Source organism: Streptomyces sp. NPDC107517, assembly GCF_055582645.1.
The window spans coordinates 284,022-307,116 of record NZ_JBVJPM010000012.1 but is presented as its reverse complement, the minus strand read 5'-3'; the positions used below and the strand labels follow the sequence as shown (position 1 = coordinate 307,116).

Sequence of the window (23,095 nt, the reverse complement as noted above, 5' to 3'; positions counted from 1 at the left end):
CGAACTGGTCCCGCTCTACCGGGCATCCCGCGAACGCGCGTTCCAGGACGCGACCACCAAGGCCAAGGAACTCGCAGAACGCCTCGCCGCGTAACCGCCGGACCCACGGCCGCCGTGTGACGGCTCACCCCGAAACGTCACGTCACACGGCGCCCTCGGCGCCCGGACTCTCTCCGACGGTGAGGACGGCGCCTCGACGCCGGGCCGACCGCGACAGCGCTTACGCGCCCCCGCCTTCGGGATAGGTGATCCGAGTCAGCAGATCTGTCAGCTGCGCGGACTCGCCGGGCCCCAGTTCGAGGACCAGGCGCTCGGCCAGCGGTTCCGCCGCCAGATGGGCCGCGTCGAAAACTTCGAGCCCCTGAGGCGTGATCTCGACCGCCCGCGCCCGCCGGTCCCCCGGTACGGCCTTGCGTACGGCCAGCCCCTTGCGCTCCAGGTCGTCCACGACCCGCATGATTCCGGCCTTGTCCGACCCCGTCGCAACCGCCAGATCCCGCTGCACCGTGGGCCCGTGGTTGACCAGCTCGATCAGCACGGCGAAATGCCTCAGCTCGATGCCGAGCGGCCTGAGCGCCTCGGTCATGACCGTGGCCGCGCGCCAGTGTGCCCGGCGCAGCAGCAGTCCGAGCGCGAAAGGGGACGTGTCCCCAGGGCGATCGGTCGCACGCGAGGCGGCGTCTTGGTGAGGAACGTCAGCGGCCATGAACACAAAATACCAGCTATCTGCTCATTCGATATGGTATCGCTTGCGACTAAGTGCGTGATGTCGACGAAGAAGGCCTGACGCCTTCCCGTCATCTGTCCGACGGCAGCCGGATCCGCGCGGACCCGGCTGCCGTCGGCGTTTCCGGGGGGCTCGGGTAGCGTCGCCCGGATGGACCACTCGCGCCCCCGCATCCTCTACGTCACCGATCTCGCGTACCCGGCCCGTGGCCGCCGGTACTGCGACGAGGACATCGCCCTCTCGGCTCGGCTGCGCGAGGAGTTCGACGTGGCGCTGTGCCACCCGCTGGACGCCGCCGCGCTGATGGACGGCTTCGACGCGGTCGTCGTGCGCAACAGCGGGCCCGTGCTGCACTACCAGGCCGCGTACGACGCGTTCCGCGAGCAGGCCCTCGCGCGCGGGGTGCGGGTCTACAACGCGCTGTCCGGGAAGGCCGACATGGCGGGCAAGGGGTATCTGCTCGACCTGACCGCCGCCGGGTACCCCGTCATCCCGACCGTCGCCCGCGCCGCCGATCTGCATCTGCTGCCCGAGGCGGACGAGTACGTGGTCAAGCCGCTGCTCGGCGCCGACTCCATCGGCCTCGAGTTCGTCGGCCGCGAGGCGCTGCCCGGCCTGGAGTTCGACGGCATCCTCGTCCAGCCGCGGATCCGCTTCCGGTACGAGGTGTCGTTCTATTTCGTCGACCGCGCTCTCCAGTACGCCCTGTACGCGCCCCGGCCGGACGAGCGGTGGGTCCTCGAACGGTACGAACCCTCGGACGCGGACCGGGAGTTCGCGCAGAGGTTCGTCGACTGGAACACCGTCGGCCACGGCATCCAGCGCGTGGACGCCTGCCGGACCCCGGAGGGCGAGTTGCTCCTGGTCGAGCTGGAGGACCTCAATCCGTATCTGTCCCTGGACCTGGTCGACGCGAGCACGCGCGAAGCGTTCGTGGCGGCGATGGCGGACTCACTGCGGGGGCTGCTGGCCGACGAGGCCTGACGAGGACGGCCGGCTGAAGCGGAGCTTGTCCTTCTCGCGGGCGCCCAGGCGCCGGCAGAAGCGGATCGCGCCCTCGTTCCAAGACGGGTGTCTGCCACTGGATCTCGGCGATCCCCAGGGCGCGGGCCTCGGCGGCCACGGCATCCATCAGGAGCGGCCCGAGGCCGAGTCCGCGGTGGCCGGGGCGCAGGTACAGGCAGTCCATGTGGAGGTACTCGTACCCGTCCCAGGTCGAGATCGCGGGCTCGCAGGTCGTGCGGCTCGTCCCGGTGCCTCGATCGCGTACGTCTTGACGAGGTGACCGCCGTGCTCGCCGCTCCCCAACGGCCGTACCGCACGCGCGTGGTGGCCGTCGGCGAGGGCGCGGAGCGCGCCCTGGTCGACGGCCACCGGGAGGGCCGGTGCTGCGGTGGTGTTCTCGGTGCGATCGGACATGGCCCCATCATGCAGGGCCGAGGGGTCAGGCGTCCGCCCTGTTCTGTCCGCGCCGGGGCGAGAGGAACAGCCCGGCCAGCGCCGAACCCCCCGCCACCAGAAGGGAGTTGACGAGTACGGCCGTGGACACTCCGGACAGGACCGCGTGCGGGCCACTCGCCCCGCCCATGCGGGCCGTGGCGATCGCGCTCATCACCGGGATGCCCAGGGTGATGCCGACCTGCTGGGTCATGGTCGCGAGGCCGGTGGCGAGGCCCTGCTCCTCGTCGGGCAGTCCGGACGTGGCCGTCACCATGAAGCCGACGATCACCAGCATGTTGCCGACGCCCCCGACGAACGTGGCCGCGAGGAGCAGCCAGATCCAGGCCCCCGACGTGCCGAGCGCCACCAGGGCGAGCGTGGCCACGGCCTGGACGGCGCCGCCGACGACGATCGTGGTCCGGTTGCCGAGGCGTCCGACGGCGCGGCCGCCGAGCGTGCCGCCGATCACGGTGCCGACCCCGAGGACGCCGAAGGCGAGGCCCGTGGCGAGCGGCGAGTAGCCGAGGACCTCCTGGAGGTAGAGCGTGAGCAGGAAGACGAGGGACGTCTCGGTGACGAAGGCGATGAGCCCGGCCGCGTTGCCCCAGATCACGGTGCGCCGCCTGAGGATGCGCAGGGGGACGAGGGGCGCGGCGGCCCGCTTCTCGACGAACAGGAAGGCGACGAGGAGCGCGGCGCCCGCGAGCAGCGCGACCAGGGTCGCGGGAGCGCCCCAGCCGGTCTCGCCGGCCTGTGTGAGCCCGTAGACGAGGAGCAGGAGTCCGCCCGTGACGGCCGCGGCGCCGGGTACGTCGAGGCGCGGGCGCCGGTCCGGGCGCGAGTCGGTGATGACGGACGGGGCGAGGACGAGGACCAGTACGGCGACGGGGACGTTGACGAAGAACGCCCAGCGCCAGGAGAGCAGGTCGGTGAGAAGCCCGCCGAGGATGGCGCCCGCGGTGAAACCGGCGGACATCAGGGCGCCGTTGAGGCCGAGGGCGCGTTCGCGCAGCGGCCCCTCCTTGAAGGCGGTGGTCAGGAGGGCGAGTCCGGCCGGGGTGACGGCCGCGGTCGCAAGGCCCTGCAACACCCGTGCCACGAGCAGGACTTCGGGTGTGGCGGCGAGGCCGCCCAGGAGGGAGGAGGCGCCGAGGACCGCCATGCCGGCGAGGAACAGCCGCTTGCGGCCCACCAGGTCGGCGACGCGGCCGAGGAGAAGCGTGAACCCGGCGGCGGCGAGCGCGAACGCCGTGGCGATCCACTGGAAACGGGAGAGCGAGAAGCCGAGCCCCTCGCCGACGACGGGCAGCGCGACGTTCAGGACCGAGAAGTCCACGGCGATCATGAACTGGGCGCCGAGGAGGAGGGTGAGGACGAGCTTCTGGCGGGCCGTCATGTGCGGGGGTGGTGCGACGGCGGGGGCGGTCTGCGTGGGCGCCGACATGAGGCACTCCTTAAATGGTTCTGAGTTCCCGTTAAGGCACGCCAAACGTAGCAGAGTGGAGAGCCTTAAGGGAACTGCAGTTCCGTTACGTATCGGCGAGCACCTCACGCACGTTGCGCCGCACCGTCTCCTGGTCCCGGCGCGCCGCCTCGTACGCGGACCTGTGGCGCCCGAGGTCCGCCCGCTGCCGCTCGGACAGCACGGACCACCACACCCCGGCGGTGTTGTGCTCGCGCTTGCACTCGACGTCGGCGACGGCCGTGCCCCGCTCACGCCGCGTACGCGCCGTGTTGCCGCCGCTGTCGCGCTTCCACGCCTTGTCGCGGAAGGCGTCGTCGGGAGTGCCGTACCGCTTGAACCCCTTGTCCACGACGCACTGCGACCAGGCCTTGAGCACGCGCCGCATCCGCCGGTCCTTCACGGCCGCCTTCTCCAGGACGTTCTCCCGCTGCGGGACGTACCCCGACATGCGGCGCATGTCCCGCACACCGCGGTAGAGGCGCTTGTCCGCGCGGCCGAGGCAGCCCTCCTCGGGGACGCGCCTGCCGAGGACCGTCGGCTTCCCGCCCGTGCGGTGCCCCCAGTAGACGTGGGACTCTTCGGCCGTCATACGGCGGCCCTCGGGCTCGATCCCGGTGTCCCGTCCCGGGTCCCAGCCGTACCCCCAGCGCCGCGCCTTCTCCAGGTCGAGCTGCCCGTCGAGACCCTGGGACACGGCCACCATGGCCAACCCGCCGGGACTCGGGTTCTTCGGGTCGCGCGGGAAGTCGGCGAAGCCGAAGTCGCGCATGCACCGCTGGGCAAGGAGCTTCTGGGCACGCTTGAGCGTGCCGTACGCCCCGTCGTCCTCGGCCGTGAATTCGTACCGGTGCAGGGGCAGTTCGGGCCGGTCCTTCGCCTCGCGGACGACCGGAACGCCGTCCGCGGTCCACTGGCCGCCGGACGGCGAACCGTCACACCCCGCCAGCAGGACCACCGTCATCGCCGCCGCGACCCCCGCGGGACCGCCCCCTCGCCGTGCGCGCACCGAACCCCCTCGGCCGGCTTGCGCCGGCCCGTCGCCGCCCGGGTGCGAGCCGCCCCCAGGCCCGAACGCCCGTCCGACTGACGGGCAGACCGAGGGGACTTTAGCGGACCCGCCCGCCGTCCCAGTCGCGCACCTCGGTGACGGCGTCGACCGGCAACGGCCCGTAGACGTGCGGGAATTCATCCGCGCCGGGCTCCGGCGCCTCGAACCTGACGGGCGCGGGCACCCGCTCGCTGTCGATGACCAGCACCACCAGCTCGTCGGGCCCGTCGTACGCGCCGTACACGAAGTCGGCGACCCGCTGGAGCTGGTGCGCCAGCGAGCAGTGGATGAAGCCCTCCTCGGCGAGGGTCTTGCCGCGCGTGGACATCTCGTAGACGCCGGACGCGCGGGCCGCGTCCCACAGGGAGCGCTCGGTGATGTGCAGGATTTCGGTCACGCGCACCAACCTACGAGCTGACGACCGCGGCGGGTATCGCACATCGGCCGGGGGGCCTCACCCGAGCCGGGCCGCCCGCAGCTGGAGGTAGCGCCGCTCCGGGCGGCTGAGCGTGCCGCTCGCCGCCTCCTGATAGGCCGCCCGCGCCGCGTCGCGGTCTCCGGCCAGTTCCAGGAGGTGACCCCGCACTGCGGCGAGCCGATGGTGCCCGCCGAGTGCGTCCGCCAGCTTGTCCGTCTCCGCCAGGCCCGCCTCGGGGCCGTGCACCATGGCGACGGCGACCGCCCGGCCGAGCGCGGCCATCGCCTCTCCCTCGGGCACGATCCGCACGAGCAGGTCGTACAGGGCGAGGATCTGCGGCCAGTCGGTGTCCTCGGCGCGCGCCGCCTCGTCGTGCAGCGCGGCGACGGCGGCCTGGAGTTGATAGGGGCCGACCGGTCCGCGCGGGAGGGCGAGGGAGACCAGGGCGACGCCTTCGTCGATCTCCGCGCGGTCCCACAGGGTGCGGTCCTGTTCGTCGAGGCGGACCAGTTCGCCCGCCGCGTCGGTACGGGCCGCGCGCCGCGCGTCGGTGAGCAGCATGAGGGCGAGCAGCCCGGCGACCTCGCTGTCGTCGGGCAGCAGCGCCCGCACCGCCCGGGTCAGCCGGATCGCCTCGCGGGCCAGGTCGGCGCGCTGCAACTGGGGCCCGGACGTGGCCGTATACCCCTCGTTGAAGATCAGGTAGAGGATCTGGAGCACGGCGGGCAGCCGTTCGCGCCAGTCCTCGGGCAAGCGGAACCGCACGCCCCGTACACGCTGCTTGGCGCGGCTGATGCGCTGCGCCATCGTCGGCTCGGGGACCAGGTGGGCGCGGGCGATCTCGGCGGTCGTGAGGCCACCGACGGCGCGCAGGGTGAGGGCGACCTGTGCGGCCGGGGTCAGCTCCGGATGGCAGCACAGGTAGAGCAGGGTGAGGGTGTCGTCCTCGGAGGGGGCGCGGCTCTCGCCGGGCGGCGGGGCCGTGAACGCGTCGCGCGGGGTGAGCGCGGCGTCCGCCTCCTCGCGCCTGCGCCGCGCGTCGTCACTGCGCAGAGTGTCGACGAGGCGGCGCGACGCGACCTTGATGAGCCAGCCGCGCGGGTTGTCGGGCACCCCGGTGTCGGGCCACTGGCGTGCGGCGGCGAGCAGCGCCTCCTGCACGGCGTCCTCGGCGGCGTCGAAGTGTCCGTAGCGGCGGACCAGCGCGCCGAGGACCTGCGGCGCGTGGCGGCGCAGCAGGTCCTCGGTCGACGGGGTCAGCAAAGGTCGCCACCGCTGTCCAGGATGGGGCGGATCACGACGGGGCGGACGGGCGCGCCCGCGGGAGCGGGGCACTCGGCCACGCGCTTGGCGATCTCGGTGACCCGGTCGAGGTTCTCGCACTCGAGGATCCAGAAACCGGCGAGCAGTTCCTTCGTCTCCCCGTAGGGGCCGTCACTGATGACGGGCCGCCCCTGGGCGTCCGGGGTGACGAACCGGGTCTTCGCGGGCTCCGCCAGACCTTCGCCGGCGAGCATCTCGCCGGTCTCGGCGAGGTCGTCGTTGATCTTCTGCATGTGGGCGAACATCGTCTGGATGTCCTTCTCGCCCCAGGCCGGATTGCCCTCGGACGCCTTGCCCGCCATGGCCTCGTAGTCGAGCTGGGTGCCTGTCACCATCATCAGGTACTTCATTGCTGCGCTCCTTCGGCCCGCCGCCCGCCGGGCGCGGGCGGCTTCACTGGAGACGTCGGAGCGGCAGCAGCGTTCTCGACACCGCCCGGAAAAAAATTCTAGCCGGGGCTACCCGGCCTCTTCCTGCTGTACGTCCGCACGATCACGCCGTTGCCGAACGTCCGGTTCTCCTCCAGCGCGAACTCGCCGATCGCGAAACCGGAGCCGAACATCGGCATGCCCGAGCCGAACACCAGCGGGTACGTCTTGATCACCAGCTCGTCCACCTCGTCGGCCAGCACGCCGGCGAGCGTCGCGCCGCCACACAGCCAGATGCCCAACTCACTGTCTTCCGCCTTCAGTGCGCGGATCTTCCCGACGACGTCATCGGCGACGATCTCCACGTTCGGGTCGGGGGACTTCTCGATCGAGCGCGCCGCTACGTACTCGCGCAGGTGCCCGTAAGGGCTGGTCAGGCCGGCGTCGAGGCCGACCTGGTAGCTGGCCCGGCCCTGGATGACGGTGTCGAACCGCTTGTTGGCCAGGTGTCCCAGACCGAGGATCCGCCGGCCCTCGGCCGAGACGGTCTCGGGGTAATCGGTCGTGAGGAACTCCAGGAACTCCTCGTCCACGAAGGGCATGAAGGCGTTCGCGTCTCCGTCGGGACCGCCGATGAAACCGTCGATCGACACGGCGACGAAGTACGTGAGCTTTCGCAAGTGGGGCTCTTTCCGCAGATGACAGGGGCGTCCGGGCGAGCCGCTGCGCCGCTTCGGCTCCTTGGCCCGCTCGAACAACTGCAGTTACAGTGCTTCACCTGTAGTGGTTGCAAGGGGTTTTCAGGGTCCACGGTCAAGAGGAGCGGGCAGATGGCACGGAACGCGGAGCGCAGGGTGGCCCTGGTGAACGCCGCGGTGGAGGTACTCGCGGCCGAGGGCGCGCGCGGCCTGACCTTCCGCGCGGTGGACGCAGCAGCAGGCGTCCCCACGGGCACCTCGTCGAACTACTTCACCAGCCGGGACGACCTGCTGCACCAGATCGACGCATGGCTGCACGAGCGGCTGGCCCCGGACCCGGCGGTGGTGGCGGAACTCCTCGAGCGGCCGCGGGACCGCGAGCTGGTCGCGGCGTTCATGCACGATCTGCTCGGCCGCGCCCAGCGAGACCGCACCGGCCATCTGGCCATGATGGAGATGCGCCTGGAGGCGGGGCGCCGGCCCGAACTGCGCGCGTCCCTCATGAAATCGCTCCGCGGCGACCTCGACTTCGGCATCTCGTTCCACACCGAGTCGGGGCTCCCCGGCAGCGCGGAGACGGTGACCGTGCTCTATCTCGCCGCGCTGGGGCTCATCCTGGAACACCTGACGATGCCGGGGATGCTGGACGGCGCCGTGCCCGGCGTGAGCGTCCCCGAAGGCCTCATGGACCGGATCGTCCGCACGATCGTGCCGCAGGAGTAGCCGCCTGCAGCCTTGGCGGCCAGACGCCGAGCGATGCTCTCAAATCCGTTGTGGATCACGCCACATGGGCCACATCGTCGGCCCGTCCGGGAGTGCGATCCCGCTGCCGGTGCACGTGAAGCCGAGCCGCTCGTACAGCAGACGGCTGCGGTCGCTGCTCGCCTCCAGATACGCCGCCATGCCCTCGCGGTCGCAGCGGTCGAGGACGGGCTGCGTCAGCGCGGTGCCGAGGCCCTGGCCCTGCCGCGCCGGGTCCACGGCGATCATCCACAGGTACTCGTGCGCGCGGTCGCTCGGGTGGGCCCCCGCGGTCAGCCGGCCGATCTCCTCGACCCGTGCGTTGTCCGGGTCCACGGCGGCGCGCAGTTGCGCGGGGCCGTCGTCGTCCTCGTCCTCGGCCGAGCCGTCCGGCCGGGCCGGCACCGAGAGCCAGAGCGCGGCCGCGGCGCCGTCCTCGGTGATGTCGACATAGCCCTCGCTCAGCGAGATGTCGATGAAGGCCGCCATGAGTCCGGCGTGCCTGCGGCGCCGGTGCGCCAGGCCGGGAAAGACCCAGCCGCTCACCGGGTCGTCCATGAACGCCTCGTCGAGCAGCCGCACAAGGTGCGGCCGATCGCCCTCCGCGGCCCTCCGGATCGCCACGCCCATGGCCCTGCCCCCTCACGTCGTGGCCCGCCTCGACGGGCCGTCTCCCTGCGCCGGTCGGCCGCCACGCGCCGGCCCGCTGCAGCCTAGGCGATCGGTTCCGTACGCACGTGCGGGCCCCAAGCTCCTGACGGAGCGCGGGGCCCGCAACGCTTGCCAACTCCCTTCCCCTGCGTCCGGTTTCCCCTAGTGGCTGCGCCGCGTCACGAACTCGGCCAGCGACAGCAGGCCGTCCGCGGCCTCCGGAGCCGGGACCGCCCGGGACAGCTGGTGCACCGCCCGGGACATCCGGTCCGCCGCGTGCAGCTGCGCCCAGTCACGCCCCCCGGCGCGCTCGACGACCAGCGCCATGGCCTCCAGCTCCCCCTCCTTCGGCGGACCGTCGTCCGGTCCCACGACCCCGTAGAGCGAGGCCAGTTCACCGGCTTCCGGCGTTCCCGAGGCCAGCGCCGCGACCACCGGCAGCGACTTCTTGCGCACCGCGAGATCGGCGCCCGCCGCCTTGCCCGTACGGGCCGGATCCCCCCAGATCCCGATGACGTCGTCGATCAGCTGGAACGCGAGCCCTGCCTGCCTGCCGAACCCGTCGAGGGCCTCGACCTCCTCCTCTCCGGCCCCCGCGTACAGCCCCCCGACCGCGCAGGCGCAGCCGAGCAGCGCGCCCGTCTTCGCCTCCGCCATGACGAGGCACTCGTCCAGCGTGACCTCGTCCGGTTCGCGCCTCTCCAGGGCGACATCGGCGACCTGGCCCTCGCACAGCTCCATCACACAGGCCGCGATCCGGGCCGCCGCCGGCCGGGCCGCCGGGTGCGGGTCCTCGGCGAGCAGCCGCTGCGCGAGCGCCTGGAGCGCGTCGCCCGCCAGGATCGCGTCGGCGTCCCCGAAGACGGTCCATGCCGTCGGCCGGTGCCTGCGCGTGGTGTCCCGGTCCATGACGTCGTCGTGCAGGAGCGTGAAGTTGTGGACGAGTTCCACGGCCGCTGCCGCCCGCACGGCGAGCTCCGGGGCGCCCCCGAGCGCCCGTACCGCGGCGAGGACGAGCGCCGGCCTGATGGCCTTGCCCGGGGGCTCCGTGGCCGCGGTGCCGTCCGCGTGCTCCCACCCGAAGTGGTAGCGCGCGATGCGGCGCAGCGACGTGGGCAGCGTCTCCACGGCCCCGCGCAGCTCCGGGTCGACCTGCGCCCTGGCCTGCGCCAGGATCACCGCCGCCTCCTGGCCGTCGGCTGCCGCCTCTTCGCCCGGTCCCCCTTGCTGCCGCCCCGCTATGGACTGCTTCGTCTGCGCCATGAGTTTCAACGCCACCTGCCGATCTCGACGTTCTCCAGGACGCCGAGCGCGTCCGGCACGAGCACCGCCGCCGAGTAGTACGTCGTCACCAGGTACGAGATGATCGCCTGCTCGCTGATGCCCATGAACCGCACCGACAGGCTCGGCTCGATCTCGTCCGGGATGCCCGACTGCTGGAGGCCGATGACGCCCTGCTCCTCCTCGCCGGTACGCATGCAGATGATCGACGTCGTGCGCGCGTCGGACACGGGGATCTTGTTGCTCGGGAAGATCGGCACCCCGCGCCAGGTCGGAATGCGGTTGCCGCCCACGTCGACGGACTCCGGGACGAGCCCTCGCCTGTTGCACTCGCGCCCGAACGCGGCGATGGCGCGCGGGTGGGCGAGGAACAGCTTGGATCCCCGGCGGCGGCTGAGCAGCTCGTCCATGTCGTCCGGACTGGGCACGCCGTCGTGCGGCTGGAGCCGCTGCTCGTACTCGCAGTTGTTGAGCAGACCGAACTCCCGGTTGTTGATGAGTTCGTGCTCCTGGCGCTCCTTCAGCGCCTCGACGGTGAGCCGGAGCTGATGCTCCGTCTGGTTCATCGGCTGGTTGTAGAGGTCCGCCACGCGCGAGTGGATGCGCAGGACGGTCTGGGCGACGCTCAGCTCGTACTCGCGCGGCGCCGCGTCGTAGTCGACGTACGTGCCCGGGAGCACCGCCTCGCCGACGTGGCCGGCGGAGACGTCGATCTGCTTCTCGCCGAACTTGTTCGCGCGCTGCGCGGGGATGGTCCGCAGCGCTCCCAGGTGGCCGGCGAGGGTCTCGGAGCGCTCCGCGACCTGCTCCAGGTCCTGGCGCGGCAGCGTGAGCACGGTGCACGCGGTCACCGCGCGCGCCGTGTACTCCCAGATGGCGTCCGGGTCGAGCAGCGCCTGCTCGCCGAAGTACGCACCGTCGGCCAGGACCCCCAGGACCGCGTCGTCCCCGTAGGGACCCGTGCCGACCTTCTCGACCTTGCCGTGCGCGAGCAGGAACACCTCGTCGGCCGGGCTGCCGAACGAGGCGAGCAGCTCGCCCGGCGCGTACTCCCGCTGGCGGCACCGCACCGCGAGCTCCTCGAGCACTTCCTGGTCGCCGTAGTCCCTCAGCACCGGCAGTTCGCCGAGCTCCGCGGGGATGACCCGCACCTGGTCTCCGGTCTTGACGAACGTCACGCGTCCGTCACCGACCGAGTAGCTGAGCCGCCGGTTCACCCGGTACGTGCCGCCCTGCACATTCACCCAGGGCAGCATCCGCAGCAGCCACCGGGAGCTGATCTCCTGCATCTGTGGCGCGGACTTGGTGGTGGTGGCCAGATTCCGCGCGGCGGTTGTGCCGAGACTCTGCTGGGGCCCGGCCTGCTCCGTGCGGACTTCTTCGCCTACCGACATGGGCTTTGCCTCCCGATCAAGAACTGACCTGCGGCGACAAGACTTCCAGCACCCACCGTGGCCGCGCCATTACACAAACGAGCGGGGTTGGGCGAGAGTGGACAGGGCACGATGCCCGTTTTTCCGGGTAGGGAACTTCCCGACGGAGGAACTTCAAGATCCCGGCGGGCGTTCAACCGGTACACCGAGGCACCGATGACAGGAGACGGCAATGACAGGCTTCCTGGACCGCGCCAAGGAGCAGGCGCAGCGCGGGCTCACGCAGGGCAAGCAGAAGCTGGACGAGGTGCAGGCGCAGCGGGCGGGCGGCGACCTCCTGAAGAAGCTGGGCGCCGCGTACTACGCGGAGCGCAAGGGCACGGGCACCCCTGAGGCGACCCAGTCCGCGCTCGGAGCCCTGGAGAACCACGTCGCGGAGCACGGGGACGGCTTCCTGCGGTCCTGAGTCCGCCCCGCCTCCCTCCCGGTCGGCCCGTGGGCCCGGCTGCCCGGAACGGCTCACGATGTCCGGAACGGCTCGCACACGTTGCGAACAAGTAGTTCGGGTGGGCCTGTTCGGGTACAAGCGGCGTACGAGACGGACGCGCCCCGCTTCCGTCGCACCCCGCGAAGGAGGCGGCCGTGGCCCCACCCATGTCCGCGAGCAGTTTCCTGGACGCCCTCAAGCGTGAAGGCCTGACGGTCGTCGAGGTCGGCGACTGGAGACACCACAACCGCAACCACAAGGGGCCCTGGGGCCCGGTGAACGGCGTGATGATCCACCACACCGTGACGAAGGGCAGCGAGCAGACCGTCGACCTCTGCCGGAAGGGGCACGCGGACCTGCCGGGGCCGCTGTGCCACGGCGTCATCACGAAGGACGGCCGCGTCCACCTCGTCGGCTACGGGCGGGCCAACCACGCAGGTCTCGGCGACGACGACGTGCTGCGGGCGGTCGTCGCGGAGAAGGCGCTGCCCCACGACAACGAGGCGAACACGGACGGCAACCGCCACTTCTACGGCTTCGAGTGCGAGAACCTCGGCGACGGCGACGACCCGTGGCCCGCCGCGCAGCTGGAGGCCATCGAGAGGGCGGCGGCCGCGGTGTGCCGCCATCACGGCTGGACGGAGAGGTCGGTGATCGGCCACCTGGAGTGGCAGCCGGGCAAGGTCGACCCGCGCGGCTTCACGATGGCCTCGATGCGGGGGCGCATCCGCGACCGGCTCAAGTAGCCGCCCTCCGGCACGCGGCCCGCGACGACCCGCTTGCACAATGAGCAGGTGATCCCGCACCTCTCGCGCCCGTCCCTGCACCCCCGGCTGCCCTCGCCGGTGGAGCCGGTCGACGACGACCGGTTCCGCCGTCACGGGGTGCGGCTCCTGCTCAAGCGCGACGACCTCATCCACCCCGACCTGCCCGGCAACAAGTGGCGCAAGCTGGTCCCGAACCTCGAAGCGGCGACCGCCGCGGGCCACGGCACGCTGCTCACGTTCGGCGGCGCGTACTCCAACCACCTGCGCGCCACGGCCGCCGCGGGCCGTCTCACGGGCCTGCGGACCATCGGCGTCGTCCGCGGCCAGGAGCTCGCCGGACAGCCGCTGAACGCCTCTCTCGCGCGCTGCGCGGACGACGGCATGCGTCTGCACTTCGTCGACCGGACGACGTACCGGGAGAAGCGGGATCCGGCCACGCTCGCGCGCATCCTGCGCGAGGTGGCACCGCCCGACGGTGACGGGAAGAGGCCCTACGTCGTCCCCGAGGGCGGCAGCAACGCCGAGGCCGTGCGCGGCTGCGCGGAGCTCGGGCAGGAGTTGCGCGGGGCCGCCGACGCGGTGGGCGTCGCCTGCGGCACCGGCGGCACGCTGGCCGGGCTGGCCGCCGGGCTCGGCGAGGGGCAGCGCACACTCGGCATACCCGTCCTGAAGGGCGGCTTTCTCGGCGACGAGATACGCACCCTCCAGGACGCGGCGTTCGGCGGCCCGCGGGGCGACTGGTCCCTCGACGAACGCTTCCACTGCGGCGGCTACGGCCGCACCACACCGGCCCTCCTCGCCTTCGCCGAGGACTTCGAGCAGCGCCACGGCGTGCCCGTGGAGCGCCTCTATGTGGCCAAGCTGCTGTACGGGCTGCTCGCCCTCACCGAGGAGGGCGCGTTCGCGCCGGGCACGCGGCTCATGGCCGTCGTGACGGGAACGCCCTCCCCGTAGCAGCCGGTCAGTCGTCGACCTCCCGGTAGGCAGCCGCCTCCTCCAGGTCGAGCTTGCGCAGCAGCGTGCGCATCATCTCGTCGTCGATCCGCCGCTCGTCCCGCATCCGCACGAAGACCTCGCGCTCGGCCGCGATGGCCTCCCGCGTGAGCCGGCGATAGGTGTCGTCGGCGGACTCCCCCGTCACCGGGTTGACCTGGCCGAGGCGTTCCCACACGGAGTTGCGGCGGCGCTCCAGGACGGTCCGCAGCCGGTCCTCGAGCGGCTCGGGCAGACAGTTGCGCTCGTCCTCCATCAACTCGTTCACGCGCTCCTCGGCGGCCTGTGAGGCGGCGTTCTGCGCCTGCGCCTCGGCGAGCGTCTCGGCCTGCGCATCGCGCCCCGGCAGCTTGAGGACCCTGATCAGCCAGGGCAGCGAGAGCCCCTGCACGACGAGGGTGCCGATCACGGTCGTGAAGGTCAGGAAGAGCACCAGGTTGCGAGCGGGGAAGGGGCTCCCGTCGTCGACGACGAGCGGGATCGAGAAGGCGATGGCGAGCGACACGACACCGCGCATGCCGGCCCAGCTCACCACGAGCGGCCGCCGCCAGTCCGAGTCCCGCTCCCGCTCCCTGATCCGCTCCGACAGGCACCAGGGCAGATAGGTCGCGGGATACGACCACACGAACCGCATCACCACGACGAGCACGAAGACCGCGACGGCGTACCCGAAGGCCTGACCGACGCTGTACTCGCCGAGGTCTTTCAGGACGACGGGCAGCTGGAGGCCGATGAGCGCGAAGACCGCCGACTCCAGGATGAAGGCGACCACCTTCCACACGGCGGCCTCCTGGAGACGCGTCTCGAAGTCGACCTGCCAGGCGTGGTGCCCCAGGTAGAGGGCGACCGTGACCACGGCGAGCACTCCGGAGGCGCCGACCTGCTCGGCGGCCGCGTAGGCGACGAACGGGATGAGGAGGGAGAGCGTGTTCTGGAGGATCGCCTCCTTCAGGTGCGTCCGCAGCCAGTGCAGCGGCACCATCAGGACGAGCCCGACGCCGACGCCGCCGACCGATGCCATCAGGAACTCCCTGATCCCGCCCGCCCAGCTCGCGCCCTCCCCGACCGCGGCGGCCAGCGCGACCTTGTAGGCGGTGATCGCGGTCGCGTCGTTCACCAGGGACTCGCCCTGGAGGATCGTCGTGATCCGCGAGGGCAGCCCCACCTTGCGGGCGATGGCCGTCGCGGCGACCGCGTCCGGCGGGGCGATCACCGCGCCGAGCACCAGCGCGGCCGTCAGCGGCAGATCGGGGATCAGCTCGTACGCGAGCCAGCCGACGGCGACGGTCGCGAACAGCACGTACCCGACGGAGAGCAGCGCGACCGGCCTGACGTTGGCCCGCAGGTCGAGGTACGAGCTCTCCAGGGCCGCGGTGTGGAGCAGTGGCGGCAGGATCAGCGGCAGCACGATGTGCGGGTCGAGGGTGTACTGCGGCACCCCGGGCAGGTACGACGCCACGAGTCCGACCGCGACGAGCAGCAGCGGCGCGGGTACCGGGGTCCGGCGCGCAGCCCCGGCGACCGCCGCACTCGCCGCAATCAGTCCCACCAGGGGCAATACATCCATCAGCCCGTCCCTCCACCGTCCGCCATGCCGCCGCCCGTCGTAACCTGGCCATCATGAACGAGTGCCCGCACGTCGACGCTCTGCCCCACCCCGAGCCCGAACCCCTGAGCGACACCTGCCTGGAGTGCCGCGCGGCCGGCAGCCACCCGGTGCAGCTGCGGCTCTGTCTGGAATGCGGGCATGTGGGCTGCTGCGACTCCTCACCCCTGAAGCACGCGACGCAGCACTTCGGAGAGTCGGGACACGCGGTGATGCGGACGTTCGAACCCGGCGAGAGCTGGCGCTGGTGCTTCGTGGACAACCTGCTCGTCTGAGGACCGCACCGGTTTGCGGTTCGACCGTGCGGGGCCTGGGTACGTCAACCCGGCGCCCGCTCTTTCCAATTGAGCCCGCACACCCTCTAGCCACTGTCCGTACTCATAGGCTTACTATGAGTGACACCAACGGGCCGGGGGTCCCCGGGACAGGAGACTTGGGCGCGCGGTAGCGTCACCGCTGAACACATAGCGCGTCACCCGGGGGACGTACCCTCCGGAGCCCGAAAGTGCTTGTACCACCATGGAGGTGAGGGTGTCCCAGATCGCAGGCGAGCCCGGGGATCAGGACTTCGTAGAAGTCCGGCTGCCGGCTGCGGGTGCCTACCTGTCGGTGCTGCGGACGGCCACGGCCGGCCTCGCGGCGCGTTTGGACTTCACCCTCGACGAGATCGAGGACCTCCGCATCGCGGTGGACGAGGCGTGCGCGATCCTGCTCCAGCAGGCCGTGCCCGGCTCGGTGCTCAGCTGCGTCTTCCGCCTCGTCGACGACTCGCTGGAGGTGACGGTCTCGGCGCCCACCACCGACGGCCGAGCCCCGGAGCGCGACACCTTCGCCTGGACTGTGCTGTCGGCCCTCGCGGGCAAGGTGGACTCCACGGTCGCCGACGACAACACCGTCTCGATCAGCCTCTACAAACAGCGCGGCGCGGGTCCCGGGCCGGCGTGACGAACGGGGACGGGCCGGTGCGGGACGAGAAGCACGGCACACAGGACCTCCCGGCCGACGGCGGGGAGGGGACGCGGCGGCTTGCCGACGGCATCCCCGAACAGCAGGCCCGGCCGCACCCGGAGGACCCTGCGGACCTCGAACGGCCGGGTCCGCCGGCGGTGGCCGATGCGTCGGAGCAGGCAGAGCCGGCCGGCGGAGAGAAGATCTCCGCAGGACCGGACGCGCGACGGGCGGGATGGATGAGCGAGCACGAGCGACACGGTGACCAGCAGCGCACGCACGATCCGCGGGACCGCAGCGGCGCACGGCTGATGTTCATCGAGCTGCGCACCCTGAAGGACGGCAGCCCGGAATACGCGGACCTGCGCAATCAGCTGGTCCGCATGCATCTGCCGCTCGTCGAGCACTTGGCCCGCCGCTTCCGCAACCGCGGCGAGCCGCTCGACGACCTGACCCAGGTCGCCACGATCGGCCTGATCAAGTCGGTGGACCGCTTCGACCCGGAGCGCGGCGTGGAGTTCTCCACGTACGCGACGCCGACGGTCGTCGGTGAGATCAAGCGGCACTTCCGCGACAAGGGCTGGGCGGTGCGCGTCCCGCGGCGTCTTCAGGAGCTGCGTCTCGCGCTGACGACGGCGACGGCCGAGCTGTCCCAGCTGCACGGCCGCTCCCCCACGGTCCACGAGCTCGCCGAGAAGCTGGCGATCTCGGAGGAGGAGGTCCTGGAGGGCCTGGAGTCGGCCAACGCGTACTCCACGCTGTCCCTGGACGTCCCCGACACTGACGACGAGTCGCCCGCCGTGGCAGACACGCTGGGATCCGAGGACGAGGCGCTCGAGGGCGTCGAGTACCGCGAGTCCCTCAAGCCTCTTCTGGAGGACCTGCCGCCGCGCGAGAAGCGGATCCTGCTCCTTCGCTTCTTCGGGAACATGACGCAGTCGCAGATCGCGCAGGAGGTCGGCATCTCCCAGATGCACGTCTCCCGGCTGCTGGCCCGGACCCTGGCCCAGCTTCGGGAGAAGCTCCTCGTCGAGGAGTGAGACGCAGGGCGTGCGGCCCGGCTACTTCTGGTTCCGCTCCTGCGCGGCGCCCGGCGTCGCGATGCCGAGCGCCCGTGTGGTGGCCGGGTTGACCAGGAGCACCAGGGCCGTCACCGCGACGACGGCGAGCGCGATCCCGCCCGGGATCATCACGCTGTCGGCCTGGAGCAGCGTGTAGGCGACCGGAAGCGCCATGATCTGCGTGATGATCGCTGGCCCCCGGCTCCACCTGCGCCGCTTCAGCAGCCCGCGCGCCGCGATCAGCGGCAGCAGCGCGAGGACGGCGAGCGTGACACCGCCGGTCACGGCCTGCTCGGGGTCGTCGGGGTGACCCGCGAGGCCCATGACGAGCATGGAGACGCCGCCGACGAGCAGGGCGGCCCCCTCGAGACCGGCCAGCGCGGCGGCCGCGGTCAGCCGCCCGGGGCGTGGGCCGCCGTCGGTGGTCGCGGCGTCTTCGGGGCTGGGGTTCTGCTCTGAGGTCACCCGAGCAGGGTAGCCCTCGGCCGACACCTCCCGGCCGCCCCGGGTGGGGCCGCGGCGGCACCTGCTCTCTTACCCGACTCCTACCTCGGTCTGGGCCGAGTACCACCCGGTAGGTACTCTGCTTCGCATGCGTGCACTCCTTGTGGTCAATCCGGCGGCAACCACCACCAGTGCGCGCACGCGTGACGTGCTGATCCACGCGCTCGCGAGCGAGATGAAGCTCGAGGCGATCACCACGGAGTACCGCGGGCACGCGAGAGACCTCGGCCGGCAGGCAGCGGAGAGCAAGGACATCGAGCTGGTCGTGGCCCTCGGCGGCGACGGCACGGTCAACGAGGTCGTGAACGGCCTGCTGCACCACGGCCCGAATCCGGACCGCCTTCCCCGCCTCGCCGTCGTCCCCGGCGGCTCCACCAATGTCTTCGCCCGCGCTCTCGGCCTGCCGAACGACGCGGTGGAGGCGACGGGCGCCCTGCTCGACGCTCTGCGCGAAGGCCGGGAGCGAACGGTGGGCCTGGGCCGCGCGGGCGGCACGCCGGGCACGGAGGACGAGGCCGCCCCGTCCAGGTGGTTCACGTTCTGTGCCGGTCTCGGGTTCGACGGCGGCGTCATCGGCCGCGTCGAACAGCAGCGCGAGCGCGGCAAGCGATCGACACACGCGCTCTATTTGCGTCAGGTCGTACGCCAGTTCCTCGGGGAACACGACCGCCGGCACGGCGCCATCACACTGGACCGGCCGGGTGAGGACCCCGTCACCGATCTGGTCCTGTCCATAGTCTGCAATACCTCCCCATGGTCATATCTGGGGAACAGGCCGCTCTACGCGTCCCCTCAGGCGTCCTTCGACACCGGCCTTGACGTGCTCGGACTCAAGAAATTGTCCGCCCCTGCGGTGGCCCGTTACGGCACCCAGCTGCTCACCTCGACGCCCGACCGGGGACCTCACGGGAAGAACGCCGTCACCCTGCACGACCTGACCGACTTCACCTTGCAATCGAAGGTCCCCCTGCCCCTCCAGATGGACGGTGACCACCTGGGGCTGCGAACGAGCGTGACGTTCACAGGCGTACGCCGTGCACTGCGTGTGATTGTGTGAGTGGAAGAGCCCAAAGTCCTTTATCTCGAACGTTTGGGCCAGGATCCACCCCATGGAAGTACGGCTGTGACCTAGCCGACACCGAGGAATCAAAAAAAACTTTCCTGAAGGGGTTGTATCCGCCGCCGAGGTTTGCGAATCTCTACATGGCGCTCGGGACGGCCCGCAACATCGGCCCCACAGAGAGCCCGAACCCCCTCCTCAACACACAGGACATCGTCGCAGATGTGACGAAAGTCCCTTCCGTTGTCGGGGGATTCGTGAAAGCGTTCACATTCACAAGCAACCCGCACGTAATACCAAGGAGAGGTAGCAGCCATGGACTGGCGTCACAACGCCGTTTGCCGCGAAGAAGACCCCGAGCTCTTCTTCCCTATCGGCAACACCGGTCCTGCGCTGCTGCAGATCGAGGAAGCCAAGGCTGTCTGCCGCCGCTGCCCCGTCATGGAGCAGTGCCTGCAGTGGGCGCTCGAGTCCGGCCAGGACTCCGGCGTCTGGGGTGGCCTCAGCGAGGACGAGCGCCGCGCAATGAAGCGTCGCGCCGCCCGCAACCGTGCTCGCCAGGCCAGCGCCTGACGCCCACGCCCCCCACGAGCCTGAGCCCGGCGGCGCGTACAGCGAGTACGCAACTCCCGCCCCCGAGCCGCAGCGCGCAGTACCCCCGATGCTCCACCCAGGCTCAGCCCGGGATGTAGACCCGGGCAACGCGAACAGTGAGCCCCGGACCCAACGGTCCGGGGCTCACTGGCGTTTGCGACTGCGTCGATCCGGCGTTTGCGGCTTTGTCGACATGTCGGCACGACGTCTGTCGACGCCGGGCCGGCTACTTGTCGGTGGCCACCGGGATGTCGAGGACGACCCGGGTGCCGCGGCCGGGCGCCGGGACCATGTCGAACGATCCGCTCAACTCACCCTCGACCAGCGTGCGCACGATCTGCAGGCCCAGGTTGCCGGCGCGCTTCGGGTCGAAGCCCTCGGGCAGGCCGACGCCGTCGTCGGTGACGGTGATCAGCAGGCGGGCGTCCTTGGTGGTGCCGCCGCGCACCGCGGAGACCTCGACGGTGCCGGTGTCGCCCTGCCGGAAGCCGTGTTCCAGGGCGTTCTGCAGGACTTCGGTGAGGACCATCGACAGCGGCGTGGCGACCTCGGCGTCCAGGATGCCGAAGCGGCCGGTGCGCCGGCCCGTGACCACGCCCGGCGAGATCTCCGCGACCATGGCGAGCACCCGGTCGGCGATCTCGTCGAACTCCACGCGCTCGTCCAGGTTCTGGGAGAGCGTCTCGTGGACGATGGCGATGGAGCCGACGCGGCGCACCGCCTCCTCCAGGGCCTCGCGGCCGCTGTCGGAGTCGATCCGGCGCGCCTGGAGGCGGAGCAGAGCCGCGACGGTCTGGAGGTTGTTCTTCACCCGGTGGTGGATCTCCCGGATGGTCGCGTCCTTGGTGATCAACTCCCGCTCGCGGCGGCGCAGTTCGGTGACGTCGCGCAGCAGGACGAGCGAACCGATGCGAGTGCCCTTGGGCTTGAGGGGGATCGCGCGGAGCTGGATCGACCCCTCCTCCCCCTCGATCTCGAACTCGCGCGGGGCCCAGCCGCTTGCCACCTTGGCGAGCGCCTCGTCCACGGGGCCGCGCGACGGGGCGAGCTCGGCCGTCGTGCGGCCGAGGTGGTGCCCGACCAGGTCGGCGGAGAATCCGAGCCGGTGGTACGCGGAGAGCGCGTTCGGCGACGCGTACTGGACGACGCCGTCCGCGTCGAGGCGGATGAGGCCGTCACCGACGCGGGGGGATGCGTCCATGTCGACCTGCTGGCCCGGGAACGGGAAGGACCCGGCCGCGATCATCTGGGCGAGGTCGGAGGCCGACTGGAGGTAGGTCAGTTCGAGGCGCGACGGGGTGCGGACCGTGAGCAGGTTCGTGTTGCGGGCGATCACGCCCAGGACGCGGCCTTCCCTGCGTACGGGGATGGACTCGACCCGTACCGGGACCTCCTCGCGCCACTCGGGGTCGCCCTCGCGGACGATGCGGCCCTCGTCGAGGGCGGCGTCCAGGAGCGGGCGGCGGCCGCGCGGGACGAGATGGCCGACCATGTCGTCCTGGTACGAGGTAGGGCCGGTGTTGGGCCGCATCTGCGCCACGGAGACGTAGCGGGTGCCGTCGAGCGTGGGGACCCACAGCACGAGGTCGGCGAAGGAGAGGTCGGAGAGCAGTTGCCACTCCGAGACCAGCAGGTGCAGCCACTCGAGGTCGGTGTCGCCGAGGGCCGTGTGCTGGCGTACGAGGTCGTTCATGGAGGGCACGGAGCCGAGGGTACCTGGCGGGTCGGGCCCCCAAGACACCCGCGGGCCGCGGCGCCTGGGAGGGACCCTCAGCCCTCCCGGCACCGCAGCCCGGAGTTGCAACAGCCGTCGGGTGTGCGGTCCCGTCCGGCCGTGTGAGGACCCGCCGCAGTCAGGGCAGAGAGCGCCGGCTCCTCGGTCCGTCCTCCTGTGCGGGGAGGGCGGAGGCTTTTACCATCGCATTGTGGACTAGACCATTCTGTCATGTCTATGCGTTGGACCATGTTTGTTTTTGCCGCCCCTACCCAGCGTGCCAGAGCCGCCGCGTCCGCGTCGGGTGGAGGCTCCCGTTCCGCGATACCGGCCCGGATTCGGGCCTCTGAAGCGGTACTGCCGGCCTGCCGCCGGCCGCGCTTGTCACCGAAGGCCGCGTAGAGACCGGGGGGCCGATGTCCGTGGTGCGGGACAGATCGGCGCCGCCTGTCTCAGTCGGCGAATTCTATAGCGGGCGCCGGAGAAGGCGGCGGGGGTCAGTGCGTCTCCGTCACCTTCGCCAGGGCGCGCGGCGCGTCCGGGTCCTGGCCGCGGGCGATGGTGACCTCGTACGCGAGGAACTGGAGCGGGATGATCTCCAGGACCGGCTGGACCTCCTCCGCGACGCCCGCGGTCGGCAGGACGAAGCCGGCCGACGCCTGGTCCACCTGCGCCTCGGGGCCGATGACGACGAGGTCGGCGCCTCGGCCGCGCAGCCGGTCGAGGACGGGCTGGAGCATGAGGCCGCCCTTGCCGTCCGTGACGACGGCGATGACCGGCGAGATGTTGTCGACCATGGCGAGCGGGCCGTGCAGCAGGTCGGCGCCCGAGTAGGACAGGGCCGGGATGTAGCTGGTCTCCATGAGTTTCAGGGCGGCCTCCTTGGCCGTCGGGTAGCCGTAGCCGCGCGAGGTGATCACCATGCGGTTCGCGAAGCGGTAGCGGGAGGCGAGGGTGCTTACCTCGTCCTGGCGGGCCAGGAGCTGCTGGGCGACGCCGGGCAGCACCTCGGCGGGTGAGCCGTCGCCGCCGCGCAGCCCCTCGACGAAGAGATAGAGCGCGAGCAGGGACGCGGTGTACGTCTTCGTGGCCGGGAGCGCCTTCTCGGGTCCCGCCATGATGTCGATGTGGTGCTCGGAGACGGCGGCGAGCGGCGAGTCCGGGTTGTTCGTCACCGCGAGGGTGATCGCGCCGGCCGCGCGGGCCGCCTTCGTGGAGGCCACCAGGTCGGGCGAACCGCCCGACTGACTGACGGTGACGACAAGAACGTCGCGCAGGTCGGGCCGGGCACCGTACGCCGTCGTGGTGGACATCGAGGCCAGGCCGCAGGGCATCCCGAGCTGGATCTCCAGGAGGTACTTCGCGTACAGGGCGGCGTTGTCGGAGGTGCCGCGGGCGGTGAGCAGGACGAAGCGGGGCGACTGTGCCGCGACACGCCGGGCGACCTCGTGGATGCGGGGAGCGCCGGTGTCCAGGAGGCGGCGCAGCACCTCGGGCTGCTCGGCCATCTCGCGGGCCATGATCCGGCCCGGTTGCTCGCTCTTCGGGGCCGACGGGGTGGCGGTCATGCGGACTCCTCGGCGGGGCGGTCACCAGTGCGGCGGGCTGGGCACGGCCGGCGGCCGGGCTTGCCTTCCGCCTCCTTCCACTCTGGCGGCTGAGTCGTGCGTACGCCCGCCTCAGCCGCCAGGAGCCGCTTCGAGGTGCCGTCGGTGCGGGGAGCGCCGAGCATGGTCGGACGGCGTCGTACGTCCCGTGACCGGCCGGGCCGCCTCTGCTAGATTGGTCTATACCACATGCGCAACATCACACCCTCGACCAGATCGGC

Annotated in this window: 26 protein-coding genes; 10 read left to right on the top strand and 16 right to left on the bottom strand. The window is 71.4% G+C overall.

All coding sequences use genetic code 11. The annotated features are described in order from the left end of the window. Positions 1–220: 220 nt before the first annotated feature. Positions 221–706: a MarR family winged helix-turn-helix transcriptional regulator gene (locus ACZ67T_RS27275; RefSeq protein ID WP_469987597.1), complete on the bottom strand. Its 486-nt coding sequence runs from the start codon at positions 704–706 to the stop codon at positions 221–223. Between the two features lie 171 nt (positions 707–877). Between ACZ67T_RS27275 and ACZ67T_RS27270 the strand changes: the two genes are divergently transcribed. Further along, positions 878–1,711 (top strand): ATP-grasp domain-containing protein, encoded by an 834-nt coding sequence (locus ACZ67T_RS27270; protein ID WP_469987596.1) that lies wholly within the window; start codon positions 878–880, stop codon positions 1,709–1,711. On the opposite strand, the gene ACZ67T_RS27265 is transcribed toward ACZ67T_RS27270, so the two are convergent. The 8 genes from ACZ67T_RS27265 to ACZ67T_RS27230 form a co-directional block, all read right to left on the bottom strand. Further along, a complete protein-coding gene (locus ACZ67T_RS27265; RefSeq protein WP_469987595.1) occupies positions 1,608–1,916 on the bottom strand; it encodes a GNAT family N-acetyltransferase in 309 nt (102 codons plus the stop codon). The genes ACZ67T_RS27270 and ACZ67T_RS27265 overlap by 104 nt on opposite strands. Then, the gene (locus ACZ67T_RS27260; protein WP_469987615.1) at positions 1,859–2,146 is read right to left on the bottom strand and encodes a hypothetical protein; all 288 of its coding nucleotides are present in this window, start codon (positions 2,144–2,146) and stop codon (positions 1,859–1,861) included. The genes ACZ67T_RS27265 and ACZ67T_RS27260 overlap by 58 nt, the downstream gene beginning before the upstream one ends. 25 nt (positions 2,147–2,171) lie before the next feature. Beyond that, complete coding sequence (locus ACZ67T_RS27255; RefSeq protein WP_469987594.1) at positions 2,172–3,611, bottom strand: MFS transporter; 1,440 nt, start codon at positions 3,609–3,611, stop codon at positions 2,172–2,174. A gap of 85 nt (positions 3,612–3,696) precedes the next feature. Next, positions 3,697–4,638, bottom strand: coding sequence for a hypothetical protein (locus ACZ67T_RS27250; protein WP_469987593.1), 942 nt, complete (start codon positions 4,636–4,638; stop codon positions 3,697–3,699). A 100-nt stretch (positions 4,639–4,738) separates the two neighbouring features. Next, on the bottom strand, positions 4,739–5,077 hold the full coding sequence (locus ACZ67T_RS27245; RefSeq protein ID WP_469987592.1) for a DUF952 domain-containing protein: 339 nt from the start codon (positions 5,075–5,077) through the stop codon (positions 4,739–4,741). Between the two features lie 57 nt (positions 5,078–5,134). Further along, positions 5,135–6,361: an RNA polymerase sigma factor gene (locus tag ACZ67T_RS27240; protein ID WP_469987591.1), complete on the bottom strand. Its 1,227-nt coding sequence runs from the start codon at positions 6,359–6,361 to the stop codon at positions 5,135–5,137. Then, complete coding sequence (locus tag ACZ67T_RS27235) at positions 6,355–6,771, bottom strand: YciI family protein (protein WP_469987590.1); 417 nt, start codon at positions 6,769–6,771, stop codon at positions 6,355–6,357. The genes ACZ67T_RS27240 and ACZ67T_RS27235 overlap by 7 nt, the downstream gene beginning before the upstream one ends. Positions 6,772–6,869: 98 nt before the next feature. Continuing rightward, positions 6,870–7,469, bottom strand: a complete 600-nt coding sequence (locus tag ACZ67T_RS27230) for a dihydrofolate reductase family protein (protein WP_469987589.1) — start codon at positions 7,467–7,469, stop codon at positions 6,870–6,872. A gap of 150 nt (positions 7,470–7,619) precedes the next feature. On the opposite strand from ACZ67T_RS27230, the gene ACZ67T_RS27225 reads away from it, so the two are divergent. After that, the gene (locus ACZ67T_RS27225; protein ID WP_469987588.1) at positions 7,620–8,210 is read left to right on the top strand and encodes a TetR/AcrR family transcriptional regulator; all 591 of its coding nucleotides are present in this window, start codon (positions 7,620–7,622) and stop codon (positions 8,208–8,210) included. A gap of 39 nt (positions 8,211–8,249) precedes the next feature. Here ACZ67T_RS27225 and ACZ67T_RS27220 read toward each other — a convergent pair whose 3' ends face one another. The 3 genes from ACZ67T_RS27220 to ACZ67T_RS27210 form a co-directional block, all read right to left on the bottom strand. Then, positions 8,250–8,858, bottom strand: coding sequence for a GNAT family N-acetyltransferase (locus ACZ67T_RS27220; protein ID WP_469987587.1), 609 nt, complete (start codon positions 8,856–8,858; stop codon positions 8,250–8,252). 183 nt (positions 8,859–9,041) lie between these two features. After that, entirely contained in the window at positions 9,042–10,142 is a 1,101-nt protein-coding gene (locus tag ACZ67T_RS27215) for a family 2 encapsulin nanocompartment cargo protein polyprenyl transferase (protein ID WP_469987586.1), read from the bottom strand. Between the two features lie 5 nt (positions 10,143–10,147). Further along, entirely contained in the window at positions 10,148–11,554 is a 1,407-nt protein-coding gene (locus ACZ67T_RS27210) for a family 2B encapsulin nanocompartment shell protein (protein WP_469987585.1), read from the bottom strand. Between the two features lie 211 nt (positions 11,555–11,765). On the opposite strand from ACZ67T_RS27210, the gene ACZ67T_RS27205 reads away from it, so the two are divergent. From ACZ67T_RS27205 to ACZ67T_RS27195, 3 genes are all read left to right on the top strand, one after another. Beyond that, on the top strand, positions 11,766–11,999 hold the full coding sequence (locus tag ACZ67T_RS27205; RefSeq protein WP_469987584.1) for a hypothetical protein: 234 nt from the start codon (positions 11,766–11,768) through the stop codon (positions 11,997–11,999). 176 nt (positions 12,000–12,175) lie between these two features. Further along, positions 12,176–12,766 carry an N-acetylmuramoyl-L-alanine amidase gene (locus ACZ67T_RS27200; RefSeq protein WP_469987583.1) on the top strand — a complete coding sequence of 197 codons (591 nt, stop codon included), beginning with the start codon at positions 12,176–12,178 and terminating at the stop codon, positions 12,764–12,766. A 48-nt stretch (positions 12,767–12,814) separates the two neighbouring features. Next, on the top strand, positions 12,815–13,741 hold the full coding sequence (locus ACZ67T_RS27195) for a 1-aminocyclopropane-1-carboxylate deaminase/D-cysteine desulfhydrase (protein WP_469987582.1): 927 nt from the start codon (positions 12,815–12,817) through the stop codon (positions 13,739–13,741). 7 nt (positions 13,742–13,748) lie between these two features. On the opposite strand, the gene ACZ67T_RS27190 is transcribed toward ACZ67T_RS27195, so the two are convergent. Continuing rightward, positions 13,749–15,347, bottom strand: coding sequence for a Na+/H+ antiporter (locus tag ACZ67T_RS27190; RefSeq protein WP_469987581.1), 1,599 nt, complete (start codon positions 15,345–15,347; stop codon positions 13,749–13,751). Positions 15,348–15,400: 53 nt separating this feature from the next. On the opposite strand from ACZ67T_RS27190, the gene ACZ67T_RS27185 reads away from it, so the two are divergent. The 3 genes from ACZ67T_RS27185 (at position 15,401) to ACZ67T_RS27175 (ending at position 17,374) form a co-directional block, all read left to right on the top strand. Further along, entirely contained in the window at positions 15,401–15,661 is a 261-nt protein-coding gene (locus tag ACZ67T_RS27185; protein WP_469987580.1) for a UBP-type zinc finger domain-containing protein, read from the top strand. A 256-nt stretch (positions 15,662–15,917) separates the two neighbouring features. After that, the gene (locus tag ACZ67T_RS27180; protein ID WP_469987579.1) at positions 15,918–16,331 is read left to right on the top strand and encodes an ATP-binding protein; all 414 of its coding nucleotides are present in this window, start codon (positions 15,918–15,920) and stop codon (positions 16,329–16,331) included. After that, positions 16,328–17,374 (top strand): RNA polymerase sigma factor SigF, encoded by a 1,047-nt coding sequence (locus tag ACZ67T_RS27175; protein ID WP_469987578.1) that lies wholly within the window; start codon positions 16,328–16,330, stop codon positions 17,372–17,374. Before ACZ67T_RS27180 ends, ACZ67T_RS27175 begins: the two co-directional genes overlap by 4 nt. Positions 17,375–17,395: 21 nt before the next feature. On the opposite strand, the gene ACZ67T_RS27170 is transcribed toward ACZ67T_RS27175, so the two are convergent. Then, a complete protein-coding gene (locus ACZ67T_RS27170; RefSeq protein WP_469987577.1) occupies positions 17,396–17,860 on the bottom strand; it encodes a hypothetical protein in 465 nt (154 codons plus the stop codon). Positions 17,861–17,987: 127 nt separating this feature from the next. On the opposite strand from ACZ67T_RS27170, the gene ACZ67T_RS27165 reads away from it, so the two are divergent. After that, positions 17,988–18,956 carry a diacylglycerol/lipid kinase family protein gene (locus ACZ67T_RS27165; RefSeq protein ID WP_469987576.1) on the top strand — a complete coding sequence of 323 codons (969 nt, stop codon included), beginning with the start codon at positions 17,988–17,990 and terminating at the stop codon, positions 18,954–18,956. Between the two features lie 318 nt (positions 18,957–19,274). Further along, positions 19,275–19,532 carry a WhiB family transcriptional regulator gene (locus ACZ67T_RS27160; RefSeq protein ID WP_016639615.1) on the top strand — a complete coding sequence of 86 codons (258 nt, stop codon included), beginning with the start codon at positions 19,275–19,277 and terminating at the stop codon, positions 19,530–19,532. A gap of 247 nt (positions 19,533–19,779) precedes the next feature. On the opposite strand, the gene ACZ67T_RS27155 is transcribed toward ACZ67T_RS27160, so the two are convergent. Together ACZ67T_RS27155 and ACZ67T_RS27150 are read right to left on the bottom strand one after the other, a co-directional pair. Continuing rightward, positions 19,780–21,246 (bottom strand): sensor histidine kinase, encoded by a 1,467-nt coding sequence (locus tag ACZ67T_RS27155; protein WP_469987613.1) that lies wholly within the window; start codon positions 21,244–21,246, stop codon positions 19,780–19,782. A gap of 518 nt (positions 21,247–21,764) precedes the next feature. After that, positions 21,765–22,835, bottom strand: a complete 1,071-nt coding sequence (locus tag ACZ67T_RS27150; RefSeq protein ID WP_469987575.1) for an SIS domain-containing protein — start codon at positions 22,833–22,835, stop codon at positions 21,765–21,767. Between the last annotated feature and the right edge of the window lie 260 nt (positions 22,836–23,095).

Bases quoted from the DNA above. Each gene is read 5' to 3' on its own strand.
- ACZ67T_RS27225 (WP_469987588.1), top strand. From the start codon at position 7,620: ATGGCACGGAACGCGGAGCGCAGGGTGGCCCTGGTGAACGCCGCGGTG.
- ACZ67T_RS27155 (WP_469987613.1), bottom strand. From the start codon at position 21,246: ATGAACGACCTCGTACGCCAGCACACGGCCCTCGGCGACACCGACCTC.
- ACZ67T_RS27150 (WP_469987575.1), bottom strand. From the start codon at position 22,835: ATGACCGCCACCCCGTCGGCCCCGAAGAGCGAGCAACCGGGCCGGATC.
- ACZ67T_RS27160 (WP_016639615.1), top strand. From the start codon at position 19,275: ATGGACTGGCGTCACAACGCCGTTTGCCGCGAAGAAGACCCCGAGCTC.
- ACZ67T_RS27190 (WP_469987581.1), bottom strand. From the start codon at position 15,347: ATGGATGTATTGCCCCTGGTGGGACTGATTGCGGCGAGTGCGGCGGTC.
- ACZ67T_RS27185 (WP_469987580.1), top strand. From the start codon at position 15,401: ATGAACGAGTGCCCGCACGTCGACGCTCTGCCCCACCCCGAGCCCGAA.
- ACZ67T_RS27270 (WP_469987596.1), top strand. From the start codon at position 878: ATGGACCACTCGCGCCCCCGCATCCTCTACGTCACCGATCTCGCGTAC.
- ACZ67T_RS27235 (WP_469987590.1), bottom strand. From the start codon at position 6,771: ATGAAGTACCTGATGATGGTGACAGGCACCCAGCTCGACTACGAGGCC.
- ACZ67T_RS27260 (WP_469987615.1), bottom strand. From the start codon at position 2,146: ATGTCCGATCGCACCGAGAACACCACCGCAGCACCGGCCCTCCCGGTG.
- ACZ67T_RS27275 (WP_469987597.1), bottom strand. From the start codon at position 706: ATGGCCGCTGACGTTCCTCACCAAGACGCCGCCTCGCGTGCGACCGAT.
- ACZ67T_RS27255 (WP_469987594.1), bottom strand. From the start codon at position 3,611: ATGTCGGCGCCCACGCAGACCGCCCCCGCCGTCGCACCACCCCCGCAC.
- ACZ67T_RS27205 (WP_469987584.1), top strand. From the start codon at position 11,766: ATGACAGGCTTCCTGGACCGCGCCAAGGAGCAGGCGCAGCGCGGGCTC.
- ACZ67T_RS27165 (WP_469987576.1), top strand. From the start codon at position 17,988: ATGCGTGCACTCCTTGTGGTCAATCCGGCGGCAACCACCACCAGTGCG.
- ACZ67T_RS27265 (WP_469987595.1), bottom strand. From the start codon at position 1,916: ATGGACTGCCTGTACCTGCGCCCCGGCCACCGCGGACTCGGCCTCGGG.
- ACZ67T_RS27220 (WP_469987587.1), bottom strand. From the start codon at position 8,858: ATGGGCGTGGCGATCCGGAGGGCCGCGGAGGGCGATCGGCCGCACCTT.
- ACZ67T_RS27215 (WP_469987586.1), bottom strand. From the start codon at position 10,142: ATGGCGCAGACGAAGCAGTCCATAGCGGGGCGGCAGCAAGGGGGACCG.
- ACZ67T_RS27210 (WP_469987585.1), bottom strand. From the start codon at position 11,554: ATGTCGGTAGGCGAAGAAGTCCGCACGGAGCAGGCCGGGCCCCAGCAG.